At 44.6% G+C, this 12,649-nt stretch carries 12 protein-coding genes; 5 read left to right on the plus strand and 7 right to left on the minus strand.

Annotation, left to right across the window (positions count from 1 at the left end; genetic code table 11):
- The first annotated feature begins 150 nt into the window (after positions 1-150).
- Both bmrC and bmrD read left to right on the plus strand, forming a co-directional pair.
- A complete protein-coding gene (gene bmrC, locus G4P54_RS05170) occupies positions 151-1,908 on the plus strand; it encodes a multidrug ABC transporter ATP-binding protein BmrC (protein ID WP_167871985.1) in 1,758 nt (585 codons plus the stop codon).
- Positions 1,905-3,926, plus strand: a complete 2,022-nt coding sequence (bmrD, locus tag G4P54_RS05175) for a multidrug resistance ABC transporter ATP-binding protein/permease BmrD (RefSeq protein ID WP_167871986.1) — start codon at positions 1,905-1,907, stop codon at positions 3,924-3,926. The genes bmrC and bmrD overlap by 4 nt, the downstream gene beginning before the upstream one ends.
- 48 nt (positions 3,927-3,974) lie before the next feature.
- On the opposite strand, the gene G4P54_RS05180 is transcribed toward bmrD, so the two are convergent.
- From G4P54_RS05180 to spaC, 6 genes are all read right to left on the minus strand, one after another.
- Positions 3,975-4,595, minus strand: coding sequence for an NAD(P)-dependent oxidoreductase (locus G4P54_RS05180; RefSeq protein ID WP_167871987.1), 621 nt, complete (start codon positions 4,593-4,595; stop codon positions 3,975-3,977).
- Between the two features lie 38 nt (positions 4,596-4,633).
- Positions 4,634-4,759, minus strand: coding sequence for a hypothetical protein (locus G4P54_RS05185; RefSeq protein ID WP_167871988.1), 126 nt, complete (start codon positions 4,757-4,759; stop codon positions 4,634-4,636).
- Between the two features lie 305 nt (positions 4,760-5,064).
- Entirely contained in the window at positions 5,065-5,268 is a 204-nt protein-coding gene (gene sspB / locus G4P54_RS05190) for a beta type acid-soluble spore protein SspB (protein WP_003233287.1), read from the minus strand.
- Positions 5,269-5,479: 211 nt separating this feature from the next.
- Entirely contained in the window at positions 5,480-5,698 is a 219-nt protein-coding gene (locus G4P54_RS05195; protein WP_167871989.1) for a YheE family protein, read from the minus strand.
- A 150-nt stretch (positions 5,699-5,848) separates the two neighbouring features.
- A complete protein-coding gene (gene yheD / locus G4P54_RS05200) occupies positions 5,849-7,210 on the minus strand; it encodes a spore coat associated protein YheD (protein ID WP_167871990.1) in 1,362 nt (453 codons plus the stop codon).
- Positions 7,200-8,291 carry a spore coat associated protein SpaC gene (spaC, locus tag G4P54_RS05205; RefSeq protein ID WP_167871991.1) on the minus strand — a complete coding sequence of 364 codons (1,092 nt, stop codon included), beginning with the start codon at positions 8,289-8,291 and terminating at the stop codon, positions 7,200-7,202. The genes yheD and spaC overlap by 11 nt, the downstream gene beginning before the upstream one ends.
- 266 nt (positions 8,292-8,557) lie before the next feature.
- On the opposite strand from spaC, the gene G4P54_RS05210 reads away from it, so the two are divergent.
- Together G4P54_RS05210 and G4P54_RS05215 are read left to right on the plus strand one after the other, a co-directional pair.
- Positions 8,558-9,691: a DUF445 domain-containing protein gene (locus tag G4P54_RS05210; RefSeq protein ID WP_167871992.1), complete on the plus strand. Its 1,134-nt coding sequence runs from the start codon at positions 8,558-8,560 to the stop codon at positions 9,689-9,691.
- Positions 9,692-9,783: 92 nt separating this feature from the next.
- Positions 9,784-10,137 (plus strand): YlbF/YmcA family competence regulator, encoded by a 354-nt coding sequence (locus tag G4P54_RS05215; protein WP_167871993.1) that lies wholly within the window; start codon positions 9,784-9,786, stop codon positions 10,135-10,137.
- 42 nt (positions 10,138-10,179) lie between these two features.
- Here the strand turns inward: G4P54_RS05215 and G4P54_RS05220 are convergent, their stop codons facing one another.
- The gene (locus tag G4P54_RS05220) at positions 10,180-11,253 is read right to left on the minus strand and encodes a DNA alkylation repair protein (protein WP_167871994.1); all 1,074 of its coding nucleotides are present in this window, start codon (positions 11,251-11,253) and stop codon (positions 10,180-10,182) included.
- A gap of 485 nt (positions 11,254-11,738) precedes the next feature.
- On the opposite strand from G4P54_RS05220, the gene G4P54_RS05225 reads away from it, so the two are divergent.
- Positions 11,739-12,605 carry a Cof-type HAD-IIB family hydrolase gene (locus G4P54_RS05225; protein ID WP_167871995.1) on the plus strand — a complete coding sequence of 289 codons (867 nt, stop codon included), beginning with the start codon at positions 11,739-11,741 and terminating at the stop codon, positions 12,603-12,605.
- Positions 12,606-12,649: the final 44 nt, after the last annotated feature.

The raw sequence follows: 12,649 nt of genomic DNA on the forward strand, positions 1-12,649 counted from the left end.
GCTTCATGCCTTTTTTATATACAAATCTTACGGAAAGACAGGTGTATGGGATGTGAAGACAAATCCAGAGACGAGGACAGCTCATAGCAAACTGAGTGAAAAAAGCTGCAAGGAGAAAATAGAAGGCGGCTGATGAGGAGGCGGAGATAAATGTTTTCAGTATTGAAAAAGCTAGGCTGGTTTTTTAAAGCCTACTGGTTGCGCTATACGATTGCGATTGTGCTTTTATTAGGGGTTAATGTCATTGAAATGTTTCCGCCTAAGCTTTTGGGGAACGCCATAGATGATATGAAATCAGGGGCGTTTACTGCGGAAGGGATGCTGTTTTATATCGGTATCTTTTTTGTGCTGACGGCCGCTGTGTATATCATGTCTTATTTTTGGATGCATCAGCTGTTCGGAGGAGCGAATCTGATGGAGAAAATTCTCCGTACGAAGCTGGTGGGACATCTGCTGACTATGTCGCCTCCGTTTTATGAAAAAAACCGGACAGGTGATTTAATGGCGCGGGGGACGAATGATCTTCAGGCTGTCAGTTTAACGACGGGGTTTGGCATCTTAACATTAGTCGACTCTACGATGTTTATGTTGACGATCTTTTTGACAATGGGATCTTTGATCAGCTGGAAGCTGACCTTTGCCGCCATTATTCCGCTTCCTATTATGGCGATTGCCATCAGTCTATACGGAAGTAAAATTCATGAGCGGTTTACGGAAGCCCAAAATGCATTCGGGGCGCTGAATGACAAGGTGCTTGAATCTGTTTCAGGCGTGCGGGTGATTCGCGCGTATGTACAGGAAACAAATGATGTCCGCCGGTTTCATGAAATGACCGCCGATGTGTATCAGAAAAATATGAAAGTGGCTTTTATTGATTCCCTGTTTGAGCCGACGGTAAAGCTGCTCGTCGGCGCCAGCTATCTGATCGGGCTCGGCTACGGAGCGTTTCTTGTGTTCCGGAACGAGCTGACGCTTGGCGAGCTTGTTTCCTTTAATGTTTATCTCGGCATGATGATTTGGCCGATGTTTGCAATCGGTGAACTCATCAATGTGATGCAGAGAGGCAATGCGTCACTAGACAGGGTAAATGAAACCCTTTCTTATGAGCCGGACGTAACCGATCCAAAGCAGCCCGCTGCATTGAAAGAGCCTGGAGATATCATATTCAGCCATGTCGGCTTTACATATCCCAGCTCAGCAAGCGCCAATATTCAGGATGTTTCATTTACAGTGCGAAAAGGGCAGACTGTCGGGATCGCCGGTAAAACCGGAAGTGGAAAAACGACGATTATTAAACAGCTTTTGCGCCAGTATCCTGCCGGTAAAGGAAGCATCACATTCTCAGACGTGCCGATTGAGCAGATCCCTCTTGACCGGCTCCGCGGGTGGATCGGATATGTGCCGCAGGATCATTTGCTGTTTTCGCGGACTGTAAAAGAAAATATTTTATATGGAAAACAGGATGCAAGTGATGAAGAGGTTCGGCAAGCCATCGCTGAAGCACACTTCGAAAAGGATTTACACATGCTTCCGTCCGGCCTGGAGACAATGGTCGGCGAAAAAGGCGTGGCGCTGTCAGGCGGGCAGAAACAAAGAATTTCGATTGCCAGAGCCCTCATGGCGAATCCGGAGATTTTGATCCTGGATGATTCGCTTTCCGCTGTAGATGCCAAAACAGAGGCGGCCATTATCAGGAACATCAGAGAAAACCGAAAAGGGAAAACGACATTTATTTTGACGCACCGTTTATCCGCGGTAGAGCATGCTGACCTGATTCTAGTGATGGATGGCGGCGTTATTGCTGAGAGAGGCACGCATCAAGAACTGCTGGCCAATAATGGATGGTATCGGGAACAATATGAAAGACAGCAGCTGTTCACTGCGAATGAAGGGGGAGCAGGGGCGTGAAAACAGGAAAAACACTATGGAGATACGCACTCCTTTATCGAAAAATGCTGATCACAGCCGTCCTATTGCTAACGGTTGCAGTCGGGGCAGAACTGACCGGACCGTTTATCGGCAAAAAAATGATTGATGACCATATCCTCGGCATTGAGAAAGCATGGTATGAAGCTGCGGGAAAAAATAAAAACGCCGTTCAGTTTCACGGCGCCTCATATGTGAGAGAGGACCGTATGCAGGGGCCTGTTTCAAAAGAAAAAGAAGCTCATATTTATCAAGTGGGAACGGCATTCTATTTTGTTGATCAGGCTGTCAGCTTTGACGGGAACAGAACGGTTTCTGACGGAAAGCTGACGATCACAAACGGAGACAAGAGCCGGACATATGCTGCCAAAAAGCTGACAAAGCAGGAGCTTTTCGGGTTCTATCAGCCGGAAATAAAGGGAATGGTGTTTCTAATTTGCCTGTATGGGGGGCTGCTTGTCTTTTCTGTATTCTTTCAATACGGACAGCATTATTTGCTGCAGATGAGCGCCAATCGGATTGTTCAAAAGATGAGAGAGGACGTGTTTTCTCACATTCAGAAAATGCCGATCCGCTATTTTGACAATCTTCCGGCCGGAAAAGTGGTTGCGAGGATTACCAACGATACGGAGGCCATCAGGGATTTATATGTCACAGTGCTGTCGACCTTTGTGACAAGCGGAATCTATATGCTCGGGATATTCACAGCATTGTTTTTGCTGGATGTTAAGCTCGCGTTTGTGTGTCTGGCAATCGTGCCGATGATCTGGCTGTGGTCAGTCATATACCGAAAATACGCGTCATATTACAATCGGAAAATCCGCTCGATCAACAGTGACATTAACGCAAAAATGAATGAGTCCATTCAAGGTATGCCGATTATTCAGGCTTTCCGTCATCAAAAAGAAACGATGAGGGAATTTGAAGAATTAAACGAATCTCATTTTTATTTTCAAAACAGGATGCTGAATTTAAACTCGTTAATGTCCCATAACCTTGTCAATGTCATCCGCAACCTTGCGTTTGTCAGTCTGATCTGGCATTTTGGCGGTGCAAGCCTGAATGCGGCCGGGATTGTTTCTATCGGTGTGCTTTACGCGTTTGTCGATTATTTAAACCGGTTATTTCAGCCGATTACAGGCATCGTCAATCAGTTTTCAAAACTGGAGCTTGCACGGGTTTCTGCCGGACGTGTTTTTGAATTGCTTGACGAAAAAAATACAGAAGAAGCGGGTGAACCGGCGAAGGAGCGAGCGCTGGGGCGGGTGGAATTTCGCGATGTGTCATTTGCCTATCAAGATGGTGAAGAGGTATTAAAACATATTTCCTTTACCGCGCAAAAAGGAGAAACTGTAGCGCTCGTCGGTCATACCGGATCAGGAAAAAGCTCAATTTTGAATCTCCTGTTTCGTTTTTATGACGCGCAAAAGGGGGATGTGCTGATTGATGGGAAAAGCATTTACAACATGTCAAGACAGGAGCTTAGATCCCATATGGGCATTGTGCTTCAGGACCCGTACTTATTCTCGGGCACAATCGGATCTAACGTAAGTCTGGATGACGAAAGAATGACCGAAGAAGATATGAAAAAAGCACTGCGTCAAGTCGGTGCCGAGCCGCTTCTGAAAAAGCTTCCGAAAGGCATCAATGAACCAGTGATTGAAAAAGGCAGCACGCTGTCCTCTGGAGAGCGGCAGTTAATTTCTTTCGCAAGAGCTTTGGCGTTTGATCCTGCCATTTTGATTTTAGATGAAGCAACGGCGCATATTGATACTGAGACAGAAGCTGTGATCCAGAAGGCGCTCGATGTCGTGAAACAAGGGCGCACTACCTTCGTCATCGCCCACCGGCTGTCAACAATCAGAAACGCGGATCAGATTTTGGTCCTTGATAAAGGAGAAATTGTTGAGAGAGGGAACCATGAGGAATTGATGGCCGTTAAAGGCCAATATTATCAAATGTATAAGCTGCAAAAGGGCCAGAAACATTCCATTGCATAACGCTCAAAAACCCAAAACAATCGTGTTTTGGGTTTTTAGTTTATGTAGTTAATAAGCCAGTCCGACTCGATATCCGACATACTTACCTGTAACGAGCTCACGATATAAAAAGTCCGCAGTATCGCCGACCGAAATGCTTGTGCCGCCCTCAGGCAAAACGTTACGCTCCGTACGATAAACGCCAGTTGCTGTTCCGTCCGGGAGGTAAGTGGGGCAGATGAGTGTCCAGTCTAATGATGATTCTTTAAGCATTTCGTATACTTTTGCATGCTCTTTGGCCGCGCGGGTCTGCCTTCGTTTCGATTCATTTGTTTCAAACCGGAATTTTCCCGGTTCATATCGTGAATCAAGAATGCCTGCGGTGCCGATTGTAATCAGCCGTTTGATATGCTGTTTTCGCATAATGCCGATAATGTGTGTCATAGTTGCTGACAGGGTATCATCACCATCTGTGCCAAGACAGCTGATCACGATTTCCGCATCCTTCATCACTTTTTTCACATCTTCCCGGCTGCGCGCGTTTCCCATGACGATTCGGTCTTTTGGAAGGGGAAGCTCTGTATGTTGCGATCTGACCAGAGCGTAAACGTCAAATTGTCCATCTGCGGCAGCTTGTTTGATAAAGGCTTGTCCGACACGGCCGCTGGCTCCAAATAAAGCGATTTTCATCAAAATACCTCCTCGCCCTTCATTATAAGAGGATGCTCTCAGTTTGAACAGCGCGGGAAAGAATACCTGTACAAGCAAACAGAATGATGGGAAACATATTCATGAATCATGGATATATTTACAAACTGAACCAGCTCCCAATTCAAAAAAGTGATGAATGCCATCCGTATTCCCTCCCTTTTTCCTAGGATATGTGGAACAGGAAAAAGGGTGACAAATATCAAGAGAGCGCGGAAACCGCGCCTTCAGCGTGTAGACAAACCCTCGCATTCGTTGTCAAGGCTGTGCTTCGGTGCTCACGAATTTCAGCATTCGCTGCGCTCCGATGCTCATCTTTCCTAGACTTCAAGGGCTTTCAATCACGCTGAAAAGATGACAAGATCCTAAAACATAAACAGTTTTAGGATCTTGTCAATAATCTAAAGAGAGCGCGGAAACCGCGCTCTCTCTATAGCCATATATTGAATTGTTATTGTACTCTGCCGCCCATTTGCTGCTGAGCAAAAGATACTAAACGTTTTGTGATTTCTCCTCCGACAGAACCGTTAGCGCGGGAAGTTGTATCCGCTCCAAGGTTAACGCCGAATTCAGAAGCGATTTCAAGTTTCATTTGATCGATAGCCTGAGCTGCGCCAGGTACTAGTAAGTCATTTGAAGAGTTTTGGTTAGCCATGTGTAAAATCTCCTTTTTTGTTTAGTATGGTTGGGTTAACTGGAGTTGCACCAGTCTGCGGACCCGTCTCGGGTGTCACTGCCGTCTCGGCGTAACCCAATGCTTTGCCTGCTTGTTACTACGTATTATGTTAAAATCGCCGGAAACTCATGCGGAAAATCGAGTGGTAAATCTTGAGAAGGCATAAAAAAGCTTAGCCGTTCAGGCTAAGCTAGTCATAAATATGAAAAAGCATCAGTTCATGTATCTCGTTTGTAAGAGCAGGCTGGTCAGCACGGGCGGGAAACACATCTCCCCATTCAATCTCACCGCTCTTATGATAAATGCCTTCATAATGGGTTCCTTTATAATAAAATGAAATGCTCCATCCGGGCAGCTTTTCTTTTTGGAACAAAGGTTTCCAGCTGAAATGAGAAATCATGACGGCCACGCTCCTTACATTTGGTATTCATTAACTTGAATAAAACGAATGATGTTTATTGTATCACTGTTGCAGAGCATCATTGAAGGATTTTTGATGATGCAGTTTGTCCAAGCTTTGGATAAAGATAAGCCCGCTTTATTAAAAAAAGCGGACAGCCTACGAAGGCCACAGAGCTTCAGGGGATGTGATTGCCTTCTCAGATAAATATGACGCGTATTCAAAGCTTCTTCGTTTTGTCAGAGAATCAACATGATGCAAATTCGGATGAGAAAAAATACTGCGGCCCGGCCGTGAATTGGCTTCAAACATCCATACCTTCCCGTTCTGATCAATGCCAAAATCAAAACCAATCTCCCCGATAAACCCTTCGATATGATCGTGAAGCACATGGCTTGCCGTCAGCGCTGCAGCAGAAAGTTTTTTAATGACCTCATTTCTTTCTGCGGGATCTTCGTATACTTCTGCAAGTGTTTTTACGGCTCCTCCGTTAGAAAGATGTGTTGTAATGCTGTTTTCTCCAGAAATTTTTACGGCTATTGCTGTCACTGTCCATTTCCCTTTTCTGTTTTTATTGGTATGGACACGGAAATCCGCTGGCTTACCTTGAAATTCGATGAGATCGACGCCTTGCTGAATGAGAAAATCAGACGGTTCGTGCTGCTTTTGAAATTCTGCCAGAAATGCGGCGGCATCGGCATATTCGATTGAAGAAAACGTTTTGGCGTCATTCGTATGCTTCACCGTCAGGCCATCGTCTGTTTTTGTCAGCTGATAAATGCCAGTGCCGAGTGCTCCGTTCGCTGGTTTGATATAGACTTTTTTGTATGCATCACAGAGCTCATCAATCCGCTCCTCAGAGGGTGTCAGCTCAGATTTCGGCAAAAAAGGAGCTGTTCGCGGATCTTTTTCAAGCAATTGATGAACGTTCCATTTATTGAAAAACGTTTTATTAAACCACGGGATTTGATATTCATCGATCAATCTCTTTTTTGTATGCTGCAAAAGAAGTGAACCTTCGATTTTTCGGTTCGGCAAACGGTCATAAACGACGTTCGGCAATGGAACGATTTTTTTCTCCCAGCCGTTTTCCCTGTAAAGGAGCCCTTCAATCGTCCCTTCCTCCCAATTGATTTGGTGCGCGCCAAAAACGAAGCAGTAGCCTCCGGATTGCTCGTGTAATGTGACGAGCTTAGAAAAAAAGAGGGAGCGATCCTTAAAAGGGCGCTCTAGAGATGCGGTGAATCCCGCCGTAAAGATGCCGATTAACGGCCCGATGTGCACCGTATGATCATGAATCAGAATATCAGCCCTGCTTCGGTGGGGAAGCAAAAGCTCATGAAACAGATTTTCAGAAAGAAGCACGGTTTGCTCCAGGTGCCGCCTGTAAGAAACGTGGCATCTGACAACCTTCGTCCCGAACGCGGCATGCAAAAGTCCGGGCCGCTTCAGCGAAGCGGGCAGAAACATGGTATTTTCACTGGTTTTGTCTATACCGATCAAAAACCGTTTACGATTCACGCGGAATAACTCCTTTCTGGCTTTGCTCAGAAAACAGATATTGGCATCGTTTTAGGGGACAAGTGTACAGCTGTTCTTTTTGCTCGGGAGCGACACGCACGATTGATTTCCTGCCCGGTTTGGAATTGATATCCATGATCCATATTCTCCCGTCCTTCGCAAGGCATATATCGAGGCCGAGTTCAAACAGCGGCCCATAGCGCTCGTCAAGGTAGTACGGAACCGACTGGGTAATCGAGAATACGTCATCAAGCAAGACCACTTGCTGTTTTTTCGGTATATCTTCAAACCATGAATCGAATGTCTGCGCAGCAGATCCGCCTGACAAATTCGCCAGCAGCCCGTGTTTGTATCCGCGTCTCACTGCCTTTCCGACTGTATTCCATTCACCTGATTCGTTTTTTTCCATGAACAGGCGGATATCGCATGGGTATTGTTCCTTATCTTGAATATTTAAATAAGGCTGAAGCAAATATTGATGCTGAAGCACTTTTTTGCACCATGTCTTAAAAGAAGCCTGGTTGGAAAACGTTTTTGTCTGCTTATCCTTTCCGATGTGATAAGTGGCAGTGATGTTTTTCTTACCCAGCTCTAAAAGAATTACACCTCTGCCTCCTGCGCCGAATGCCGGTTTTAAGATGCAGGCTTTTTCTTTGGATAAAAAGGAGTGGATTTGGTCATAGCGGCTCACTTTCATCGTTTCCGGAATATAAGGATTGATTACAGGGTGCTGCTGCAAGTCATGAAGGACGGTCCATTTATCAGGAAGGCCCCGCCCGATGAATTCCGTTTCCGGATAATTCTTGAGCCACTCAACGATCGGCTTTGCTTTTTGGGATTGTGAATCCTTGCCGTAAAAACAGCGATCGTAAATATAATCTGGAATCGCCATTTCCGTTTCGTTCCATGTGCCGCTGGCCGAGTGATAGGCTGATGCTTTGACACGCAAGGTGTCAGGTAAAATATCAAATGGTGTAAATCGGACGAAGCGTATGCCAAATTCGGGTGCTCTTTTGGCTAATTCTGTTGAATAGTCCGCTTCATGCTGGCGGGACAAGGACATAAAACCGAGTGTTATCATGGTGAGACTCCCCCTTTTATTCAAAAGCTGCCGGCCGGTATCGGCAGCTTTACGCTAAATACATGTAAGACGAACGCAGCTGACGGTATTCTACTTTACAGAATACGATGTTTCACCTTGCCCTATTCCAAATGAACAAGCTGATTTTCTGACAACAGGAATTTGTCTCCTCGTTTGCTAAGTGATTGCATCAGCCTCTATAATACGAATAGGTACATGATCTAGATAAAAAAAGTTGGAGCACAGATGGAGGAAGATGAATAGGAATGGGTATTGCAGGAACCTTTATTTTTATGATCGTGATCGGTGCCGTCATTGGCGCGGTGACCAATCATTTAGCAATTCAAATGCTCTTTAGGCCATATAGGGCGTACTATTTGTTTGGAAAACGCGTCCCTTTTACGCCCGGGTTGATTCCGAGAAGACGGGATGAACTGGCAAAACAAATGGGACTGATGGTCGTCAATCATCTCTTAACACCTGAAGGCATTAAAAAGCGGCTCGTCTCTGATACAGCCAAAATACAGGCCCTTCAAATCGGGGAACAGCTGATTCAAAAACTGTCACTTTCTGAAATGACCGTAAAAGAAGCGCTGGAAAAAGCCGGGATGAAGCGTCCTGAAGAAGCGGCAGACGCATGGATCAGCAACTGGACGGATCATAAATTAAACCAGCTTTTCCGCCAATACGAGCACCAATCGCTAAAAGAGCTGCTGCCTTTGGAAGTGCAGGAAAAGCTTGAGGAAAAGATCCCGATGATCTCAGGATATATATTGTCACGCAGTGTCAGTTATTTTGAAAGTGATGAAGGAAAAATCCGTCTCGGCAATATGATTGACGACTTCTTAAAAGAACGCGGCATGCTTGGAAGCATGGTGCAGATGTTTCTAGGCAATTCAAGTCTAGCAGACCGTGTGCTGCCGGAGCTGCTGAAGTTTTTGAGGAATGAAGAAACAAATAAATTACTTTCGGATCTCTTGAAAAACGAATGGGGTAAGCTGAGGGAGTATACGTTTAATGAAGCGGACGAAAAATGGAATGCAAAAGCGCTCATTTTCAGCCTGAAACGAAGCGTGCTGCAAACATTTTCGACTGCTCCTTTCTTCGACAATACCATTGGCGCGCTTACCGTCCGTTATGAATCTGAGCTGACTCAGCAAATGCTGCCGGCACTGTTAGACAAATTGCTTGAAGGGATCTCGGTCAATCTTGAAAGTGTCTTAAAACGGATGCGCCTTGAGGAAATCGTTAAGGAGCAGGTGGATCAATTCCCAGTGCAGCGTCTTGAAGAAATGGTTTTGTCCATTTCAAAAAAAGAATTTAAAATGATTACCTATTTGGGAGGACTTCTCGGGGGAATCATAGGTGCCATTCAAGCGCTGTTTGTAATCCTTTTTTAAGAGAAAATGGTTTTGGATTAATGAAAGGAGCTCCATAGTTTGTTATAGTGGAGTGGTATGTCAAACGGCAATGATGAAAGGAGCTATTTATAATGGCTGTTAATTTTTATGATGTAGCATATGATCTGGAACATGCATTACGCGGGAGCGAAGAGTTCTCTCGTTTAAAAAACCTTTACGATGAAGTGAACGCGGATGAATCAGCGAAGCGCATGTTTGAAAACTTCCGTGATGTGCAGCTGCGACTCCAGCAAAAACAAATGGCAGGAGAAGAAATTACACAGGATGAAGTGATGCAGGCTCAAAAAACCGTAGCACTTGTACAGCAGCACGAAACCATTTCTCAGCTGATGGAAGCGGAGCAGCGCATGAGCATGCTGATCGGAGAATTAAACAAAATCATTATGAAGCCTTTAGAAGAGCTTTACGGCAGTGTCGAAGGCTAATCGCAAAATCCCTTCTTGGAAAAGAAGGGATTTTTTATTCATTCAGCAAACTTCGAAATCCAGTGAATTTTTTGCCTCTCCATTGATGATCACAGATAATGTGTGAATTCCTTTGTAATGTTTTCTGGTTGTTAGGTTCTTAAAGGAATGATTTTTTTTGTATGACTTGGTTTCATTTTTTCGTATAGTTGTTTCTGCTATTTTAAATACTTTTTGATGGCGCTGGCCTCTCGCTTTCACGAAATCAATGGCATACTCAATTCTAACTTTTTGTTCCCTGTCTGAATGAATATAAAAAGAAAATTCAATGTTTTCGCCAATCGGTATACGGCTTGGTTGACACGTGAAATCATATAATAGTATCGAATCAGCGTTTCCATAACCAAAAAGCGCTAAAGCTTGTTTATCACCTTGTTTTAATAAAGTCCGATAGGCGTGTTTGATGATCCAATCGGTGTGGGGGTGGATTCCGTACCATTGATCTGCAACTTTTTTCAGCAATTGAGGATGTGTTTTTGAAATATCATTAAGGTTGTTGGCCACGCTTTTCCTTACATACAAGGACTCGTCCTGCATCAGTTTTTCAAGGATCGGCAGGATGGGGGAAGGGTCCGCTTTTAAAGCAGGTATCGATTTTCCCCATGGCAGACGGGGCCTGCTTCCTTCACTCGCCAGTCTTCTCACGTGTTCATTTTCATGCTCTGCCCAAGCAAGCAATTGTGCAATCATTTTTTCTTGATCTAAAAGTAAAAAAGGCCTCACAGCAAATTCTGAAGTAGAATATTGTGTGAAATATTCCAATGCCTTTATTGATTCTTCCCAGTATGCTAACCCGTACAGTTCGACATAATCAGGGAATAGAATTCCGCTGAGTCCTTTAAAATGAGGAGCTGTATCCCGTAAAATCGCAAGCGCTTCACTGTACTGTTTTGGCAGTGCTTCGTATAAGGATGCTGTAATGCGGCGCATCCGCTCTTTTAAAGCGAGTTCAGGCCAATCTTCCAGCAGCAATTGTTCCTCGAAGCGGTCTTGGTTAAAATCAGGACAAGACGCCTTTATATGGTGTATCAATCGAGATATCAGTTCGTCATTGTATATATCTTTTAAATCAGCCATCTGATCACCGCTTTTTCATTTTCATATATATTATATGAGAATATATGTTCTGAGTCAAGCTTTAAAATCCAGAAATTTACAACATCTCCGACCTCGGATACATAATTCGTTTGCTTTTTTTAGTTAAAAAAACCCTTGTCATCAGCAAGATAAACTGAGATAATACTCATTGAAAGCGCCTACACTTACCTGATTTCAAATGGATACGGTCGCATATCATGCCGCTATATAGAGGGGATAAGCAACAGAGAGTAAGTGTTCAGAGCGCATCATCGGTCAAACAAGGGGTTCCTGATACATGATTTTTCGTAAATCGAAACAACGATATTAGGGAGAATGGCTGCTTCGATCGTATCCTATCAACATGCCAAACATAAAGTCTGCTGAGCCAGGCTTTTTTTGCTTTTCTGAAAAGGTTGTTCTAAACACAGAGACAGGGTCATATCCTATACACAAGTACAGTCATCAAGGAGGGGGACATCTCTGTGTCAAAACAATTGCTTGCCTTAAATATAGATGGAGCGCTGCTTCGGTCGAACGGGAAAATTCATCAGGCAACAAAAGACGCGATTGAATATGTGAAGAAAAAAGGGATTTACGTCACACTCGTGACCAATCGCCATTTTCGTTCAGCTCAGAAAATAGCAAAATCGCTGAAGCTTGATGCCAAGCTGATCACCCATAGCGGGTCATATATCGCTGAGAAAATAGACGCCCCGTTTTTTGAAAGAAGAATTTCTGACGGTCACACCTTTAATATTGTGCAAGTGCTGGAGAGCTACCAATGTAACATTCGGCTTCTTCACGAGAAGTATTCCATTGGAAACAAGCAAAAGGTAAATTCCAATTTACTGGGAAAAGCGCTCATTCATCCGTCCGATCCGATCTTTTATCCAGTCCAATTTGTTGAATCATTAAGCGACCTTCTCATGGATGAACCGGTGAGCGCGCCTGTCATTGAAGTGTATACAGAGCACGATATTCAGGATGACATTACAGAAACGATTACGAAAGCCTTTCCTGCGGTTGACGTAATTCGCGTAAACGATGAGAAGCTGAATATCGTCCCGAAAGGTGTCTCGAAGGAAGCGGGGCTGGCGCTCGTCGCTTCAGATCTTGGGCTGACCATGGATGATGTCGTGGTCATCGGCCATCAATTTGATGATCTCCCAATGATTGAACTAGCCGGCCTTGGGGTAGCGATGGGGAACGCCGCTCCGGAGATTAAAAGAAAAGCCGATTGGGTCACAAGGTCCAATGACGAGCAAGGTGTCGCTTATATGATGAAGGAATATTTCCGAATGCAGCAGCGAAAAGGATTTCTTGATAAGTTCCACATGAAACGTGTGTAAAAAAGCCGCTCGCGCCCTGGCAGGCGCGGCGGCTTTTTTGCCGA

The sequence above is a fragment of the Bacillus tequilensis genome (assembly GCF_012225885.1).
Taxonomy (GTDB): Bacteria; Bacillota; Bacilli; order Bacillales; family Bacillaceae; genus Bacillus; species Bacillus tequilensis.